This is a genomic window from Quyinboa mangrovi (assembly GCF_042219825.1).
Taxonomy (GTDB): domain Bacteria; phylum Bacteroidota; class Bacteroidia; order Bacteroidales; family UBA5342; genus JBHJHP01.
In genome coordinates this window covers 172,045-191,555 of the sequence record NZ_JBHJHQ010000003.1, presented here as the reverse complement: position 1 = coordinate 191,555, position 19,511 = coordinate 172,045, and the positions used below count along the sequence as shown (strand labels likewise).

Sequence of the window (19,511 nt, the reverse complement as noted above, 5' to 3'; positions counted from 1 at the left end):
TTTAATTCATTCTATGAGAAAAATATTAATAATTAGATAACTAACCCAGAGTGCATCATCTTCGCCATTCATTAATTCCGTCTCTGATTCTGTTCCTCCATGTTAATTGCATCGAGGCAATTTTATATGACCCTGAACCGGTTGTAACTTTATAATTTAACGTAAATACCGAATTTGTTTTATCAAATGAACAGGTACCATTTTGAGTAATGACATTATTTGCAGATGATGGTGTATTTTCTGTCAGAACTGAATTGTCCGGATTAACATGGATTAACATCTGGTATGCAGCACCTGTAGAGTTTAACATCCCATCTGTAACCACGCTATCTTCTCTTACCGTAGTCATTGCAATCACATTACTTACGTCAACCGAATCAATAACTGCGCCTGAGGCATCATAACTAATTACGGTTCCTTCCTGATCATAATAACCTTCATAATGATTGATGTATTTAATGACCAGAACTTTTATTGAAAGATTGGCATTGATGGAGTCTTCAGAGGTATCTGTCAGACGAAATGGAATAGCATAAATGTGATTAACCGCTTTAGGATCAGAGATAAATTTTGCTGAATCAAGAGTTATGGTAACTTTCCCCAAATATGATCCTGCCGGAATGACAAACCTGTTTGTATTACTGAGGGTATAATAATCAGACGGCATCAGTTCATAACCCAAACCGCTGAAAGCATCCTCGTTGAGAATAGCCGGATCAATTTCGAACTGAGCCCAGCGTTCTTTCTGATTATCCAGTACTCCGGTAAGGTTAATTCCCATGTCCAGCTTCAATCCTTCATCCTTGACAACAGTACGGTGTAAAACACCCGCTACATTTGATCCTCCGTCAGCACTCGAAAATGCCACACCTGTAAATGTATTATCCACCCTGAAGTCGTCATAACATCCTGTCATCAGGATTATCGCGAGTAGTAATATTAAACTGTTCTTCATAACTATATCGTATTATTTTTTATCAATTACCAACCCTGATTTTGTTTCAGGTTTGTCATTATTAAGGTTTGATCATATGGAAGGGGTACAAAGCGCATATAATCTTTATATTCATGATTTTCTACCGTGGTATATTCATATGTAAAACCGGAACCTTCCTGAGAAATACTTACACCTTTAACCGAATGATTCAGATCTTCGTTCCACCTTCTTAAGTCCCAGAAACGTTGTTCTTCAAAGCAAAGCTCTACTCTTCTTTCGTTATGTATAAATGCTCTGAAAGCATCTTTACCAGCATCAGCCTGCGATTTCATGTAAGTATCATCAATTGAACCTAATGCTCTGGATCTTATTTTTTCCATGACCTCGAATGCTGAAAAACCATATCTGTCATCATAAGGGCCGAATGCTTCGTTCGCTGCTTCAGCAAAGTTTAAATAAAGTTCAGTTTTTCCCAGAAGAACTTTAAATTTATAATCTGAGGTAACGGACCCAACATTTAAAGAGACTTTTTCACTCAGAAATTTCTTTAAATAATATCCTGTTCTTGTACCCAGAAAGCTAATACCGCCGGGAGCATCGTCACCACCCACATATGTATCGATTACGTAAGTATTGGCACCGGCTTTATACTCATCACCATTATAAAAGATAAATTTATCAAGACGGGAATCTCTGTTATTATATGGATCATTAGGATCATATGCGGCGCTTTCACTAATCGGGTAACCGTCACTGGCAGGAAATGCATCTACAAGATTTTGGGACGGATTACATGCTCCCTGTCCGTAAAGAGATGGCGGATAGTACATGTATTCCCAGTCGTTTCTTGATGCAGTGGAAGAGCTCCAGATATAGTCGTAATTTGTTCCTGTATTGAAGTTGCCGTAAGCACTGAGATCAGCCAACCCACCAGCAGCATCTATTGCCTCTGCTGCAGCTTCAGCAGCTCTGGACCAGGTTTCAGGATTTGAATTGCCAAATGCCGGGCTTGCTGCATATAGATATACCCGTGCTTTTAATGTTTTTGCAGCCAGACCCGAACCACGTCCTCTGTTTGCCCTTCCTATATAAGGATCACGCCTGTCAGTATAATCAAGCGGAATTGTATTAAATGCAGTATCACAATCCGCAATGATCTGTTGAACACATTCTTCATATGTATTTCGGGGAAGATCCAAATTGTCATCAACGTTGAGTGCTTTGGTAACAATAGGGTAGCCCAGTGCCATATTTCCATCCTTGGGAAAACCACCATAATTTTGAAGTAGTCTCCATTGGTACCATGCTCTCAGGTAATATGCTTCACCGTAGCGGTAATGGTTAAAAAGAGAGTCTTTTTCTGTATCACTTACAAAATAAGATAGATCTTTGGCATTCTCCAGAAACAGGTTTAAATATTTAATATTTTCATAAAACCCATCCCAGCCGCTAATTGTGTTGTTCTCTACCGTCCAGTTGCCCAGTGCCAATCTGTTTGCTCCGGGTTGTGAAGGGACCGCATTATCGGTATAATATTCAAGTCCAATATTATAGTTTGTTTCCAGATTAATATATGCCGTTGTTAATATGCCTTCTCCATATGTAGCATGACTCCATAAATCCTCTGTGGTTAAATCCTGAATCGGTCGTGGATCCAATTGCTCACAGGATACTAAAACAACCAGTGTTAGAAATGCTAATAATAATTTTTTCATCGCTGTATTATTTATATTTGGCATGTATTTGGCTTTCGTTCCGTTTACATTTTCTTTCATAATCGTCATCATATTAATATTTCTCATATCAAAAACTTAATGAGAGACCACCGGTAAAAGTTTTAAAGATCGGATATGCATCATAGCCTGCTCCGGTATTTTCCCTGTCAACTCCGTATTCATCAAGTGATGAGAACTGTGCGATATTGGATCCTCTTACAAATACTTTTAGGTTTGTAAGACCGAGTGCAAGCGCATCTTTATCAGAAAAGGTATAACTGAGCTCCACATTCTTAATTCTGAAATATGTTGCGTCTCTTAACCAAAATGTTGAAGTCTGAATATTATTTTCGGACGATGTTGTCATTCTGGGAAAGTCGTTAGTTACAGGCCAACGGTTTAAAAGTGCTGTTGAGTAATTCGTGTTGGTTCCAATGGCAGTAAAGTAATCGTTTAAAACAGATATTTTACCATCAGCAGCTCCTTGTCCTACAGCTTTAATTCTGAATCCTTTATATGCAAGTGAAAGATTTGCTCCGAAGAACAGGCGTGGGGAATGATCACCGGTTCTGTACATATCTTTTTCGTCAATACTGCCGTCACCGGAATAGTCAGAATATATGATATCGCCAGGTTTTAATGCCCCAAAATTCTGATTAATAGTACGGTCATTAATTTCTCCCTCAGACTGGAAAAGGCCTTCAGAATTATAAAGAACGTATTCATCTATTTCTTTTCCGGCATATTTTCTGTAATCTTCCTCCAGGATGGGTTCATCCACCACAATATACTGACCTCTTTTGTAAAGTGCGTTTATTCCGGCACTTATATTAAAGTCACCAACGGATTTAGTATACTGAATTAATCCATCAAAACCATAGTACAGGTTTTCACCGTAATTTGTAGCCGGTAAAAACTGTCCGCCACCAACGATGGATGGAGTAAAACTGCTTTTTTGCGAAATCAGGTTTGAAACCTTATTCCTGTAATAGTTTAATTCAATATCTAAACTATGATTGAAAAGAGTGGACTGAATACCAACATTCATATAATTACTTTCCGGTAATGTATAGGCATCGCTTCCTTCCTGCATAATTACATAGCCACTTGAGGGTGTGTTGAAGCTTCCGGAAATACCGCTAACCCAACTTCCGCTTTGCTGCCATAAGGTCTGATAGAGATAAAAGGAATTGTAACCAGGAAGGCTGAAACTATTTATACCGATGATGCCATATGATCCGGTAAGTTTGAGGTAATCCACAAAATCAGCCTTGAAGAACGATTCATTGTGGATGTTCCAACCTAACCCTATAGTTGGATACCAACTGAATTTATCTCCTTTTGGTAATCGCATGCTTCCGGAGTATACCTGGTCAAGCTGAACAATATACCTGTCATCAAAAGCGTAATCTAACCGCAGTGAAAAATCCTGCATTTTATCTGGTTGATAACCTGCATAACTGTTGCGTACAAATTCAGCCTGGTAATAAGCAAGCACTGCATTGATATTATGTTTATCAAATGTCCTGGAGTAGTCCAGTTTTCCGTTTAATACTGTTTTTCTTGAGATTAATGCGTCTCCTGTGGCTTGTGCATCAGAAACAGTTTTTTCTGTATTAAGTACAGTCGAGTCCTGACCCTGCGATCCAGTAACAAGCCAGTACAAAGCTTCACTTTCATACTCATAACCACTTAAAAGGGCCGAGGCATCAAACGCTACATTCAGGTTAGCAGACAGTCCTTCGGTGACTTCGGAAAGGTCAACGAAAAGGCCTGCATTGTTTTGTGTACTGATATACTCTGATTCATTATATCCTCCATGAACCATGGCATTTTCAATATTAACCGGATAGTCAGCATTGGAAATTAGTTTGTCTTCGAACCAGATTGGATGTGCATTGGCCGGTATTGAAGCATTTAAGTTAAAAATGTTGGATAAAGGATTTCTTCCTTTCCGGTACATTCCCGAAATATTAACATTCATCTTTATGTATTCATTCAATGTAATGTTCACGTTACTCCGAACCTTAAACCGGTCACTTTTGTAGATTTCACCTACGGTGGATTCAAGACCTTGAGAACCCGAATAATCCAACATTGAGAAGTAATTTACACTCTTAGTTCCACCATTAAAATTCAGGTTGGCCCTGCGGAATGGTGAAGAGGGCCTGACATAGCGGTCAAGATAATCGATATTCGGGTAGTGAACAGGATCAGATCCGTTTGCATATGCATTAAGGGCTGTCTGATCATAATATGCTGTATAACCGTCGTTTACAAGTGCCTCATTATACAGAGTCGCATAATCAGATGCATTGGTGTATTCTGGAATGGCAGTCGCCATGTTCATACCATATTCGGCAGAAAAACTTGTTTTACGCTCATATGCTTTCCCCGTTTTTGTTGTAATCCAAATCACCGGATTTGATCCGTATATTCCAAGCATCGCTCGGCCTGAAAGATCTCTGAGTACTTCAACAGACTCAACTTCATCTGGAGAAAGGTCTGATGGATCACGAATAACACCATCAATATATATTGTGGCAGCCTCCCCCCTTATTGTTATGGTCTGACTCTCAAATCCAGGCATCGAAGTATTGGTTGTGACATATACTCCCGGTAATAATCCGGATAAAGCATCAAGGAATGAAGTTGTTGGATAAGATTTTAAATCCTCTCCGGATATGGATTGGAATGAGGCTGCAACTTTTTTAGCCTCTAACGAAGAAAATGGCAGACTAACTTCCTTGGTGTCATCAAAAATATATTTTTTCTTCAGTACAATAGTTGGCAATGCAACAGATTTATTTTTAATAACGATATCAGCAACCGGCATCACTTTTGTATAGTACCCTTCTTTTTCTACCACAAGGTGATCGGTACCTGCAACAATATCTATTTTAAAACTTCCTTCCTGATTCGTAAAAGTGACATCTTTGCTTGCAAAAGCCTTCACTTTTATTCCCTGCATAGGAACAGAGTCTTCTGATAAAACCATCCCGGTGGCAGTCAATACTTCTTTTTTAGTCTGGGCATTGAGATAGGCTGGTGTGATTGACGAAACCAGAAAGATTAACAAAAATATGCGTAATAAATTTCTATTTTTCATGAGTATGTTGTTATGTTGTTTCAACCACGCTTTTATATTATATTTTACATACATACACGTACTTGTTTTACTCAGTTGATACTTTACCATCCCGGATTTTGTTTAAACTCCTTAAACATTGTGGCATCTCCCAGCGGAATTGGCCATCTGTAATGTTTGCTGGAAAACGTATAAGTGAATACCGGATCCGAACTTCTGTTAAACCTGTAACCTGTTTCAGTCTGAAGATCTTTTACCAGATCAATTCCATATACTGTTTTGTTTTCAATTTTTGACGCGTCTCCCCATCTTGAAAGGTCAAAGAAACGCTTGCCTTCCAGGAAGAACTCAATGGCTCTTTCGTTCTTAATACGCTCGCGGAATGTATTTTTATCTGCAAGATACATTGCATTTACCGCAGGCATTTTAACCCTTGCACGAACCTTGTTGACGGCTTGTGCAGCTGTTAGATTAGCCCCCGGAAGTGTGTAGTTTGGTCCCCCAAGTTCATTGGCTGCTTCGGCATACCACATCAGCACCTCGGCATATCTGAAATATATACAGTGTGTGATCGGATGCACCTCATTTGAAAACTGGTCAATGTTGTTTACCCAGAATTTTCTGGCCAGATAACCTGTTTTACTGTAATGTTTCTTAGACGACTGACGTTCAGTTCCACCTTCAAAAAGCTCAAGATAATAACCGGATTTACTGCTCCAGCGTTCCTGATTAAAAAGAATAGAATGATAAAAGCGTGGATCCCTGCTGACGTACGGATTTTGTTCATCGAATGAAGTATCGTCTGATATGGATAAACCATTTTTGGTTTCGTACAAGTCAATTAAATTCTGTGATGGGCTGTATCCCTGAATGATACTTATCACACCCAGACTTGGGGTCGTGAACGTTAAGTACCGATCACTGTTTTGCATCTGACCAAAGTCTTCCCAGATAATTTCATCATTGGTGGGTGTGTAATGGAAGATACTGTCATAGCCTCCAACAAATTCAATGGCACGAATACTGTCGTCCGGATTTAAATTCTGTACTGCCTTATAAGTGATTTCATCAGTAGAATTACACTGAACCAGTTTGTATGTTCCGGTAGATTCTGCAAACTGTATTAAATCCCATGCTGCTTTTGCCGCTTCTTCCCATTTAGATGTTGTATTATCCGGATTATTTGTCGGACTGGCATTGAAAATAAAGGTACTCGCTTTTAGTGCCATGGCTGCTCCTCTGGTCGGTCTTCCAATGTTGGCGTCATCCCAGGTGGCTGGCAGAAGTGCCATTGCAGAATCACAATCCATTGCGATCATGTGTGCTGTTTCATCGTATGTTAGTCGAGGCAGGGCATAATTATCACTTCCGTATAAAGCTTTTTGAAGGTAAGGCATACCGCCCTGTCGTTTAAGAAACTCGTAATAATACCATGCTCTCATAAAATAGGCCTGACCTTTGAGTAGTTGTTTTTGTTCCACTGTAGCATCCTGAAGATCTCCCATCCTGTTGAGTGCTATATTGGCAATGCGGATGCTTTGCCATCCGTTCCAAATGGTTGTAAACTGCAAGGCCTGGGCTAATCCGTAACCACTCAACCAGTCACCGTTCTGCACCTTGGGAAGGGTCTCCCAGTCACAATCCATATAGCCTTCATCACATACAGCACCAATAAACGAATAATCGTAGTTGGCAAGATAGTCATGCATATCTTTATACATCTGGTCTTCAAATTTCTTGAAGGTCAGATAAGATTTAAACACATCATCTTCCAGTAATCCTGTTGATTCAGGTGCCCTGTCCAGATATTCCGTACAACCAGGAAGGAGTACAAAGGCAACCAGTAGTATCAGAACTATATTTTTCATATTGTAATTTTTATTTTTATTCATGATGTCCAAAGGTTAGAAGTTTGCCCTGATTTCAAAAGTGTAACGTTTCATCTGTGGATAAGCTCCGAAGTCTGTACCGGAATTGGCTCCTTCCGGGTCTCCACCAAGTGGATAATCTGTCCAGGTGTATAAGTTTGTACCGGTAACAGCCATTTCCAGTTTTTGAATACCAAGGATTTTTGAGTTTTTCAAATCAAAGGTATAACCAAGCCTTACATTTTTCAAACGGCTGTATTTTCCATTCACGTTCGAAAATGAACTGAACCTGTAGTTAGGATTATTCTCAACCCTGGAGTGAACTGCCGGATAAGAAGCATCTGTATTTGTTGGTGTCCAGTAGTCAGCATGAGCAACAAGTGCATTATCTTTATTCTGAGAAAATGGATATAAATAGAACATACCACCTTGTCGCATCTGGTAATCCACATCTGAGATGCCATAAAAATCCATTTGAAAATTCCATCCCCTGTAATTGGCACCAAGTTTAGCATTCCAGGTAAACATAGGAGCATAAGGGTGAGCAGATACTACATAATCCTGAGCATCAATTGCCCCGTCACCATTATAGTCCAGATATTTGTGGTCTCCAACAATAGGAGCAACACCACTTGCTACCGGGGCAATAAACAGCTCGTCAATATTCTGATAATAACCTTCTACCTCAACACCGGCAGCCGGAGTATACCATCCCATCCGCTGTGCAATTTCTACCGGTTTGCCCTCTACACTTATGTTTGCCGGTTTTGTTTCCGGTTCATCATATTTAATTACTCGGCTTTCATTACCGGTTAAGTTTGCAGTGGCATACAAATTAAGACGGTTGGCAAACGTTTTATTAAATCCAAGTTCAACTTCAAAACCATGTCCTTTTGTTTCTCCAATGTTGCCGTACAGGTCACTAACACCTACCCATGAAGGTACCTGATTACGACCTTGCAGGATATTTGATCTGTGTTCGTTAAACAGGTCAATATTCAATGTAACCATATTCTGTAAAATGCCGATTTCTACACCAATGTTCTGCTTAATTGCAATTTCCCATGATATATCAGGAACCGGTATTGCGCCTTCTGTAATAACAGGATAATAGGTAAACGGATATCCAAATGCCGGAGATGATCCACCCTCTGAATAGTATGTCAGGTATCTCCATCTGTCTCCTGTATAATCGTACCCAACTTTACCATATGAATATCGGAATTTTAAATTGTTGATGTATGGTTTAACGGGTTTAAAGAATTTCTCCTCAGACATAAGCCAGCCAGCTGCCATAGCCGGAAAGAAACCAAATCTGTTCTCAGGAGAGAACTGTTCTGAACCGGTATAACTGGCATTCCCTTCAATAAAGTATTTATTTTTATAATTATAGGTGGCACGTCCTACCCAGTCTTCTTCAAACGCTGGGAAGTCTACCATACTGATTGCCCTTCTACGGCTGAAGAGTGCCAATGCTCCTACATTGTGATTTCCAAAACTTCGCGAGTAATCAAACTGGAGTCTGTAATAATGGCTTCTGAATGCACTGCTTAAACCATCTCCCATAGACTCCAGTTTAGGTTGTGGCGTATCCGGATCAAAGCCTCCGTCAGAGTTGTACCGGGACCATGTCAGATCGTCGGGATTGAGATAGTATCCAAAGAAGAATCCGTAATATTCGCCACCAGGCCTGAAGTTTTCCTGGTAAACGACAGAATTATTATAAGAATAGAGTCCTTTAAAAGAAAGTCCTTTAGTGATAAAATCAAGTTGTTGCTGGAATGTCAGGTCCAGGTTCAGTTGATTGCTTTTAAAGCGGTCAAATCCGCGACCCCCGATCCAGTCTAGTCTCACGTTACCCATTTCAGGATTTACGGCGAAACGGATGTTGTTCTGATCGTATGGATTTACATTATCCGGATATTTATCCAGTACATCAACAGGGTAGTAAGGAACCAGTGTAACCGGTTCAAACCATGTTTCATGTGTATAGGCATCAAACGGACGCCCCCACTTTTTAATGTTACCTCCTAAATTCAACGAAAGTTTCGTTGTAGGAGATAAATTAAAGTCCAGGTTATTTCTGAAATTATACCTGTCGTGAAAATAATGCGCATTGTAATTGTCATATTGGTACGGAAAAAGATTACCTACAGTATATATGTCACCTTCATGCAGATAACCAACCGAAACAAAATACTGAACAAAATCATTTCCACCTCTGGCATTAAGGTTATAATTATGATCGAATGCCGGTTTGAAAAGGAAGTCCATCCAGTCGAAGTCAGAATAGACATAAGGCATATCCTGATCTCTGTAATGCATAAGTTCCTCATCCGAGTAAAGCATTGACCACATATCGTCGTTTCTGTATGCCACATTTCGCATTTTCAGGGTTTCATATGCATTCAGGTATTTGGGAAGCCGTGTGGCTTCTTTCATAGTCACCTCACTTGAAAACTCAAGATCGACCTTACCGGAACTACCTCTTTTAGTGGTAACAATAATAACACCGTTTGCTCCCTTGGTTCCGTAAACAGCTGTTGCGGATGCATCCTTGAGAATAGAAACTGACGCTATTTCGTTGGGATCAAGGTTAGAAAAACTACGTTCAACACCATCGACAATAATTAGTGGATTATTGGCATTCAGTGACGCACTTCCCCTGATTAACATCGTAATACCTGAGGCTTCTTCACCTGGAGTCGGGTCGGTTGAAATAACGGTCAGTCCTGGTAAATTTCCCTGAAGGGAATTCTCAATACTACCACCGGTTTTCATCTCCTGTAACTTGTTACCTGAAACCTGATTTATAGCGCCAACAACAGATGCCTTTTTCTGAACACCGTAACCAACTACCACAAATTCCTCCATTTGTTCAATATCAGACTTCATTATGATTTTAAGTTCGGTCTGGTTTTTGACCAGAACTTTTTCCTTTACAAAGCCGACGAAAGAAAAAACAAGAGTTTGACCTTTTTCTGCTTCAATAGTAAAGTTTCCTTCAATATCTGTTATCACACCTTTACTTGTACCCTCTATCGTTACATTAACTCCGGGGAGTGTACTTCCGTCTTCATCATACACTATTCCCTTAATTTGTTTTGCCTGTCCGAATGCATTTACTGGTATCAGAACAATTAGCATTAACATCATTAATGAGATTCGGCTTTTCCACAAAATTTTATATTTCATTTATTATGGGTTTTAGATGTTAAATATTTTCAAAAGGTTCTCAATTAGTTTTACATGAATTCTGAGTTGTGATTTTATCTTTATTTAGTGTAAATGTCATAATTTTAACTTTTTTACACGTTCCCAAATGTTTAAAATACTGGCATAAATGTTGAATACTTCAAAATATAAAATACAGTATATTAGGTTGTTATTGTTTTTTGCTATTATTTTCGTGCACTATTATGGTATAATTACTAGTTTATTACTATATGAATAATTGTTAAATTCAATCTGTAAGAAATATACACCTGGTTTGAGATGTTCCTTGTTGAAATTAATTTGTGAATGATTAATTATTGTATTCTTGCAGGCCACTGAACCATTTGCGGTGTAGATTGTAATATTCAGTTTTGAATCATATGGAATATCCGACAAGTCAACCTTAGCAAAAGATGATGCAGGATTAGGATAAACAGAAAGTGCCGGTATGGCATCCTGTACATAATCTGTCGCAGTTTCAATATCATCAGCAAATGGTGTTCCGTTAATCACAGAGGAAACTTTCCAGTAAGTATAATCATTCGGATCACCGGTGGGATTAGATTCTGCCGAAGTTAAGGTATAGCCTGAGCCATCCGGTTCATATGGCCACGGTGCTTTATCATCATAAGTAAAGGAGAGTACCGGTAAACCTTCAGAATCTGATATTTCAATCAGTTCACCTCCATTATTGAGTTGATCACTGAAATTTCCACTTGGATATAATCCGTATCTGTCAAAAAAATAGTTGGGCTTTGAGGCGATCACGTAAAAACTTCCCGGCTCAAGAAGATTATTTTCAGGAAATGCATATTCGATTCCGGATGTAAAATGTAAACCTGAAAGATTGATTATATGATCACCGGTGTTTTTAAATTCAATAAATTCAAATTTCTTTCCAGAGGTCGTATCCGTACCTGATATTATATCTTCAGGATGGTAATGCAGTTCTGTAACTTTAAACGAAGAATAATCTTCTGCAGTGTTGCTGAATATAATTTTCTTTACTGGTCCCCAGATATTATTGTACTGTACACGCGTTGTCAGGACAATTGTATTACTGAATTCAATCTGTTTGTTATCCGTTCCGGTCACTGCGTCTTCGGAAATTGTTCCACCTGTTGCCCTTGGATCACTATTATTAAGGGTATAGTAAATTGTACCATTTGTATTAGGGTTACGAATGGAAACCGTAGTGCTTCCGGTGGTTGTGTAGTACGATCCCAGCAATATCTGATTATTGCGGTAGACCTCCGGTGCCATATATGATGAGTACAAGCCTTCGCTTTTGAGCTGCTGAACAAGAATGCTGGTTCGCTGAGGAAAAAATTCATTTAGCATCGTATTTATTTCCGGTAACCAGTCATCATCTTTGGTCAGGGAGTTACGGGTTTGTGCATCTCCCCAGCGGGCAGATTCAGCTATTATTGCCAGATCAATCTGATCAACACGTTTCTTAAACAGTGCTTTGGCGCTGTCGGTAGATAATATGCCACCTTCACTCAATAATGCATAGGCCCGATCCATAAATTTTTGTTTGTATTCGCTGTTTTGGGTGAGTCTGAAATGTAACCACTGAGGATTGAAGTCAAGCTCGTTGGTAATCCGCATCGATCCGGTTGAACCAATATTTACTCTGTTTTCATTGATCCCATCTCTTCCGAACACTTCCTCTACAAACATGCTGTGTTCTGAATCGTGGGCCAGAAATTTAAATCCCTGGGATTTATTTTTTCTGTTATATAGGGCATAAAAATTATTCGGCATATCGTCGCTGTACCAGGCAGAAACAGGGGCATCAAAATTTCCGGTATAAAAAATGAGTAGCATGTAATCAATCAGGTTATCTACATCTACATAAGTTGTAAGATTTGCATCAGGACTGCCCGTTGCATCAAGACCCTGAACATTAAAGTAGCTGCTATTCTGGACAAAACCTGTTCTGCATAAATCCCATAGTTCATTCCATGCATCCATATTACCATCAGTTGCTTCACAATAGTATGGCCAGGGTTTTGTGTCTACTTTTATCACATCATAATCTTCTTTATCACCTCCCAGATAGGTTTCTGCATAACTGGCTTCAGAGCGTTCATCCGTCTGAAAAATTCCCCAGTACATCCCGTTAAGATAAAGGTGGTAATAGCGACCTCGTTTATACGGCTCCCCCATTTTCCCCTGCAGGTCTCTGCTGAAAATATCTTTTACCATTGTATTATGGTAGCTGCCATCCATGCTCCAGGAATAGTTCTGTTCACATCTCAGGTCTATGGCATCAAATTCGTCGGCCCCTTCATCTTCAAAAAGGGGGTACTTCAGTTTGGCTGCACCATATTCGGATCGGAAGAACAATCTGAATGCATGTTTGGGATTGTTCTTGTTTTTTGCACTGTTGCCACCCCTGATCCGCAGGCCGGCGTTGACCTGAACCGCTGCACTACCATCTGAGTTAATGATTTCAAACGAACATGGACGTTCCCATTCTTCTCCTTTTTGTTCTGCATTTACATAGATTCCTTTTCCAGGATCGAACAGATTATCCGGATCTGTTACAATCGAAACAGAGGGAATTTGGAGCATTGCGTCTGAAAGCTGTCCGGCATATTTCGTATCCTGTGTTACATCTGTGGCCATCGCATAATCAAGTACCTGATCATTAACATCTCCCGAAGGCCAGGTATAGCCGGGATAACCCTGATTCGCAACTTTTTCGGTAAACAGATAGGTTTTTGTGATGGAAAATGATGGTTGATATCCGGACTTCACAAGAGAGGCTCTGACCACAAAGGCAGGGGTAAGGCCACGACCGGTAGTAATATCCGGATCAATGGTTATGTTGGTTGTTGATACTGCAGATTTGGCACTTGAAGAGTTCTGAGGATCACTGCCGTCTATCGTGTATAATAAGGTATATTCAGAATCCGGAGATTGTAGGGTCAGGTTGAAGGGGTTGGAATAAATGCCTGCATTATGACTGAATACAACTGTTGTATCATATTCAAAGACAGGAAGTTCCGGGATAGCCTCCATGGACATGTCAAAGTAAAAATCTGAGCTGCTCAGTGAGACATTAAAAATCTGGACCGCAACTAGGTTTTCCCCTTCCGAAAGTTTAAATAATGATGAATCAACTTCGTACGGTACCAGTGAGCCGGATTCATGATTTGCGATTGCCGTGGCGTTGTATGCCGGATTATCCGGTGCATTGACGGTAACAATTTCGGATCCGTTGATCCAAACAATAAATCCGTCATCATAATCCACATTCAATGTAATTTTAGATATATTTTTAATCTCCGATGCATTAAAAGCGGTTCTCAGGTAAACGGTTGAATAATTACCCTGCATGTCAGTCAGGTTCGTGCCACCCGTTCCATCTCCATAGCGGAAAGGTGACTGAGCAGTGGACCAAGATGAGTCATCAAAGTCGATAGCAGTCCAGTTGTCTGATAGGTTTGATGCACCTGATCCTTTGAGGTAATTGTATGTTTGGTTTAAACCAAAGCTTATCTGTGCTGAAGAAACAATGAATTGACCTGTAAACAAAAGTATAAATAGCAGCTTTTTCCGGAACATGATAAGGTTAAATAGTTCAACAGATCTACATCATTAAATCATAATGATTTCTGTTGAGATTGTTTTATGCCGAAAATTGTTAAAATTTATTCTAATGTTTTGAAACGAATGTTCAAAATATAAGAATGAATGTATCAGGAGCGAAATGCAAAAGTATTAATTATCACCATTGAGAAAAAGCAGTAACACTCAAAATATAAGTCTGTAAGGGTTAAATTCAGGGTTATCTGCCTTGCGGATTCGTATTTTTTACAATAAATATATATCTTTCGAACCGCTTTAATTTTCTGAGTTTAAAATATTCAGCATTTTGATTTGAGCCAATCCCTGTGTGCTGATTATTTAGAAAAATTCTTGATGATAATTAATACATTTTTACATGTTTTTTGAACATATGGTCATGCAGATGTACAAGATTTTCGTCTTCTTGGCATCGGAAATTAATTGTAGGAATAATTAAAGTTTGAAACATTAAAATAATTAAAAGGATATGAAAATGCGTCTGGTGAGTAGAATATTTGCACTCATTTCATGTGGAATGATATTGTTAACGGTGTCCTCCTGCACAAAAACTCCGGAACCTGTTAAAAAGAATGGTTTGGAAAAGATTACATTTAAAGTATTGCCGTTCAAAATAGAAGATGTAACGCTTTTAGACGGACAGTTTAAGCATGCAACAGAGCTGAATGAACAGATTTTGTTAAGTTATGAACCGGATCGTTTGCTTGCTAAATTCAGATCAGAAGCAGGATTGAAACCCAAAGCAGAGCATTATGGAGGATGGGAAGATGAAACCATAGCCGGTCATAGTCTGGGTCATTATCTTTCGGCTATAACCTTGATGTATGAATCGACAGGAAATGAAGAGTTTAAGCGTAGAGCCAACTATATTGTTGATGAGTTGTATGAATGTCAGCAGGCTGATGGTGACGGTTATATTGGGGCTTTCCCGAATGGCAAGAGAATTCTGGAAGATGAAGTGGCCAAAGGTAACATCAGGGCTCAGGGTTTCGACCTGAATGGTATCTGGGTGCCGTTTTACACTGAACACAAAGTAATGGACGGACTTGATCATGTATATAAGGTGTTTGGCAATGAGAAGGCCCTCGAAATTAATGTGAAATTTGCAGACTGGCTGGCAACCATCGTAAAGGACCTGAATGACGATCAGATTCAGGAAATGTTACATTGCGAACATGGGGGCATTAACGAAACACTGGCAGAATTGTACAACTATACAGGTGATGAAAAGCACCTTAAACTTTCAAGAGTATTTCAGCATAAAGCCATCATAGATCCTATTGAACAGGGCGAAGATATCCTGGCAGGGAAACATGCCAATACACAAATTCCGAAATTTATTGGACTGGCCAGAAGATATGAGTTGACTGGTGATCAGCTGGATCACGACGGAGCTGTGAATTTCTGGAATATTATGGTGCATCACCACAGTTATGTAACGGGTGGTAATGGTAACCATGAATACCTGACTTATCCGGACAAACTGAACAATGAACTGAGTAATAATACTACAGAAACCTGTAATGTGTATAATATGTTAAAGCTGTCAGAACATCTGTTCGAATGGACAGCTGATCCTGCGGTTATGGAATATTACGAACGTGCACTGTTCAACCATATCAGGTCTTCACAGCATCCTGAATCGGGTCATGTAATCTATAATTTGTCTCTGGATATGGGTGGGTTCAAAGTTTATCAGGATCCGGAATGGTTTACATGTTGTGTAGGAACAGGTATGGAAAATCACTCAAAATACAGTAAGAATATTTATTATCACAATAACGAGGAACTATACCTGGTACAGTTTATTGCATCTGAATTAAACTGGAAGGATAAAGGTTTGAAAGTTAAACAGCTAACGGCATTTCCCGAAGAAGAAGGTACACGGCTGGAATTTGAATGCGAAAAGCCTGTAGAACTGGCACTGCAGATCCGTTATCCTCATTGGGCATTGAAAGGTATTGATATTAAAGTAAACGGTGAAAGTCAAAAAGTTAATAGCGAACCGGGTAGTTTTGTTAAGGTGAGCCGTAAATGGAAAAACGGAGATGTGGTGGAGATCAGCTTCCCATTTTCTTTAAGGCTTGAAACAATGCCTGATAACAAGAACAGAGTGGCAGTTTTTAATGGACCTGTGGTACTGTCAGGAGATTTAGGACCAGTGGCGGATCCGAAGTCCCAGGATCCAATGTACGTGCCGGTTTTGATGACAAAGGATGTCAATCCTGCAGACTGGCTTGTTCCTGTTGAAGGGAAGCAAAACACATTCAAATTGACAGATGTGGCCTATCCGAGAGAAGTGATTTTAAAACCATTCTACAGGACACACGACAGGCGATATACGATATTTTGGGATACCTATACTCCGGAAGAATGGAAAGTAAAAGAAGCTGAATATAAAGCCGATCTGCAACGAAAAAAAGAACTGGAAGCCAAAACGATTGATTTTATCCGTTTGGGCGAAATGCAGCCGGAACGAAATCATAAGTTTAAAGATGAACGTACATGGATAGATGAGTTCAAAGAAAGAAAGTACCGCGAAGTGAACAGGGGTGGATGGATGTCATTTGAAATGAAAATAATCAAGGATAAACCAACATCGTTGGTACTGGAATACTGGGGTGGTTATAACGGCTCAAAAACATTTGATATTCTTGTTGATGATAAAGTAATTGCTACTGAGAATATTTCAGCGTTCAACCAGGCAAAATTCATGGATATGGAGTATAAAATTCCTGAAGAAGTGATCTCAGGTAAAGATATCATTGAAGTAAAACTGGTTCCGCATGAAGGACACAGGGCCGGACCACTGTTTACAGCCCGTACGATTAATAATTAGTATTTATAATGGTAATTCAAAAAACCAGCTGATTGGTATCCGGATCCGGAACAATTAGCTGGTTTTGGATTGAAACATAATACTGTTTTTTCAATTTATAATCCCAAAATTAGTGAAGATGAAGCACCGGAAAAGAGCAGGCCTGATTCTGATATTGTTAACCGCATTATTTACGGTTGTTGCCAACCCGTTGTTGCCGGGTTATTATGCCGATCCAACCATTAAAAAGTTTGGTGATACCTATTATATTTATGCAACAACAGATGGTATTAAGCTGGCATCCGGAGAGCCTTCCGTTTGGGTAAGTAAGGATTTGAAAGACTGGGTCAATGTGGAAATGGAGATGTCTTTACCGGATGGTTTAACTAATTGCTGGGCACCTGATGTACTGGAAGGTAAGGATGGACGGTACTATTATTATATGGGGAATTGTCAGTATGGCTGCAATATTTACGGTTATGTTTCAAACACACCGGTAGGTCCGTGGGTGCCGTTAAATGAAGGGAAACCGGTTATTCCGGTAGGAACGGGAAAAGAGTATCTCCCTGCACTGGATGCACAGTTTTTCCAGGATGATGATGGATCATTATATGCCTTTTTCGGAACATGGTGTACATCTTTTGGTGGCATGGGATGGGTAAAGATTAACAGCGACGATATGTTTACCATCGAAAAGGAGGGATTTATTCCCATTTCTCAGATCCCCAGAGCTTTCGAGGCTGCTTATATGATGAAGAAGAACGGTACATACATTTTAATGTATTCTGCCGGTGATTGCAAGCTGGATTCTTACGCGGTGCATTATGCATATTCTGATAAACCCACCGGACCTTTTACATACGGAGAAAATAATCCGATCCTGTCAAGCGATGGTGCGTTGGTTGATGGACCGGGTCACCATTCTGTTCTTGAAGATAACGGGAATTATTATATTGTTTATCACCGGCATGATAATCCCCACAGTACCGGTGGCATGTTCAGGCAAACCTGTGTGGACAAGCTTACTTTTATTAATGATCACACCATTGCAAAAGTTGAACCGACAGAAGATGGCTTATGTGCGTTAGGTGTAAAAAGTTTGGGTCCTGAAAATCTTGCTTTGGGAGCTAAAGCTGAAGCCACATCATATTACCACCTGAAAACAAGGGGAAGCAGGTTTACCGGAAACAAAGCTGTTGATTATGCTTATAGTCCGTCAAACGCAACGGATGGCAGCAATAACACATTGTGGAAAGCCGATGGCTGTGAGTTGCCACAATCCCTAACAATTGATCTTGGTAAAACAAAATCCTTCGATCGTATATTGACAGATTTTGAATACCCTTCTCATTTTTATCAATACAAAACAGAGATATCCAAGGACGGCAAAAGCTGGTCGGTTTATGCTGATAAAACAAATAATAAAGTTTCAGGATCACCGGTTATTGACGAAAAGAAGGCTAAAGCCCGTTATATAAGAATTACTGTTACGGGAGTAGAAAAGCCGGGCTTGTATGCCGGGATATGGAATGTAGCTGTTACGAAAGGAAAGATCAACTTACCGGAATATCAGCAAATGGTTTCAAATGCGGATAAAGCGTCTCAGCCAACAGGGGAATGTCTGGTAGATATCAGTTTTAAGGATCAGAAATCAGGTCAGTTAACCGATGAAGCTGTGCCTAATACAGGGACACTTGGTGGAAAAATTACCGGAAGAGGGAATGTTACTATACAAAATATTGATGGAGTGATGGCTGCTGTTTTTGATGGGAAATCGTCACTCAGACTGGCATCAGTTCCACCTGAAAGTATGGCCTGGAATGCGCCTTTTACTGCGGCAATCTGGGTGAAGAATTCTGAAATAGGACATGGAGAATGCCTTTTAAGCTGGACATCACGGCGTGATATGTTGCAGGCATCTTATGCTGCCATGTATTACGGAACCGGAAATTACGGTGCAGTGGCTCATGGTGACGGTGCGGTCGATATGTCTTATTCCAAAGTACCAGAAGCTGATAAATGGCATCACATCGCCGTAACTTTTGATGGTATGACAGAAAGTATATATGTGGATGGAAAACTGAACAACAAGGCTCAACTGATGTTGTTTGTTACCCCAGCTGAAATTCGTATCGGTTCTTCCGGTAATCCTGATGAGAATTTTTCGGGCAGTATTTCCAGGATCAGATTGTATAATAAAAGCATGACAGAGGCTGAAATTAAAGGATTATTATCAGAAACAAATCCGTTTACAAATGCACAACCGAACTAA

At 39.7% G+C, this 19,511-nt stretch carries 8 protein-coding genes; 2 read left to right on the top strand and 6 right to left on the bottom strand.

Translation table 11 applies throughout. The annotated features are described in order from the left end of the window. Nucleotides 1-55 precede the first annotated feature (55 nt). From ACE1ET_RS06885 to ACE1ET_RS06860, 6 genes are all read right to left on the bottom strand, one after another. Nucleotides 56-955 carry a BT_3987 domain-containing protein gene (locus ACE1ET_RS06885; RefSeq protein WP_375727639.1) on the bottom strand — a complete coding sequence of 300 codons (900 nt, stop codon included), beginning with the start codon at nucleotides 953-955 and terminating at the stop codon, nucleotides 56-58. 26 nt (nucleotides 956-981) lie between these two features. Beyond that, nucleotides 982-2,739: a RagB/SusD family nutrient uptake outer membrane protein gene (locus ACE1ET_RS06880; RefSeq protein WP_375727638.1), complete on the bottom strand. Its 1,758-nt coding sequence runs from the start codon at nucleotides 2,737-2,739 to the stop codon at nucleotides 982-984. A gap of 1 nt (nucleotide 2,740) precedes the next feature. Then, nucleotides 2,741-5,761, bottom strand: coding sequence for a SusC/RagA family TonB-linked outer membrane protein (locus tag ACE1ET_RS06875; RefSeq protein WP_375727637.1), 3,021 nt, complete (start codon nucleotides 5,759-5,761; stop codon nucleotides 2,741-2,743). An 83-nt stretch (nucleotides 5,762-5,844) separates the two neighbouring features. Further along, nucleotides 5,845-7,608 carry a RagB/SusD family nutrient uptake outer membrane protein gene (locus tag ACE1ET_RS06870; protein WP_375727636.1) on the bottom strand — a complete coding sequence of 588 codons (1,764 nt, stop codon included), beginning with the start codon at nucleotides 7,606-7,608 and terminating at the stop codon, nucleotides 5,845-5,847. 36 nt (nucleotides 7,609-7,644) lie between these two features. Further along, complete coding sequence (locus tag ACE1ET_RS06865) at nucleotides 7,645-10,803, bottom strand: SusC/RagA family TonB-linked outer membrane protein (protein ID WP_375727635.1); 3,159 nt, start codon at nucleotides 10,801-10,803, stop codon at nucleotides 7,645-7,647. Between the two features lie 222 nt (nucleotides 10,804-11,025). After that, nucleotides 11,026-14,400: a CotH kinase family protein gene (locus ACE1ET_RS06860; RefSeq protein ID WP_375727634.1), complete on the bottom strand. Its 3,375-nt coding sequence runs from the start codon at nucleotides 14,398-14,400 to the stop codon at nucleotides 11,026-11,028. Between the two features lie 496 nt (nucleotides 14,401-14,896). Between ACE1ET_RS06860 and ACE1ET_RS06855 the strand changes: the two genes are divergently transcribed. Beyond that, a complete protein-coding gene (locus ACE1ET_RS06855; RefSeq protein ID WP_375728023.1) occupies nucleotides 14,897-17,260 on the top strand; it encodes a beta-L-arabinofuranosidase domain-containing protein in 2,364 nt (787 codons plus the stop codon). Nucleotides 17,261-17,378: 118 nt separating this feature from the next. After that, complete coding sequence (locus tag ACE1ET_RS06850) at nucleotides 17,379-19,511, top strand: family 43 glycosylhydrolase (protein WP_375727633.1); 2,133 nt, start codon at nucleotides 17,379-17,381, stop codon at nucleotides 19,509-19,511.

Coding starts and splice junctions, on each gene's coding strand:
- ACE1ET_RS06885 (WP_375727639.1), bottom strand. CDS start 955: ATGAAGAACAGTTTAATATTACTACTCGCGATAATCCTGATGACAGGA.
- ACE1ET_RS06880 (WP_375727638.1), bottom strand. CDS start 2,739: ATGAGAAATATTAATATGATGACGATTATGAAAGAAAATGTAAACGGA.
- ACE1ET_RS06875 (WP_375727637.1), bottom strand. CDS start 5,761: ATGAAAAATAGAAATTTATTACGCATATTTTTGTTAATCTTTCTGGTT.
- ACE1ET_RS06870 (WP_375727636.1), bottom strand. CDS start 7,608: ATGAAAAATATAGTTCTGATACTACTGGTTGCCTTTGTACTCCTTCCT.
- ACE1ET_RS06865 (WP_375727635.1), bottom strand. CDS start 10,803: ATGAAATATAAAATTTTGTGGAAAAGCCGAATCTCATTAATGATGTTA.
- ACE1ET_RS06860 (WP_375727634.1), bottom strand. CDS start 14,400: ATGTTCCGGAAAAAGCTGCTATTTATACTTTTGTTTACAGGTCAATTC.
- ACE1ET_RS06855 (WP_375728023.1), top strand. CDS start 14,897: ATGCGTCTGGTGAGTAGAATATTTGCACTCATTTCATGTGGAATGATA.
- ACE1ET_RS06850 (WP_375727633.1), top strand. CDS start 17,379: ATGAAGCACCGGAAAAGAGCAGGCCTGATTCTGATATTGTTAACCGCA.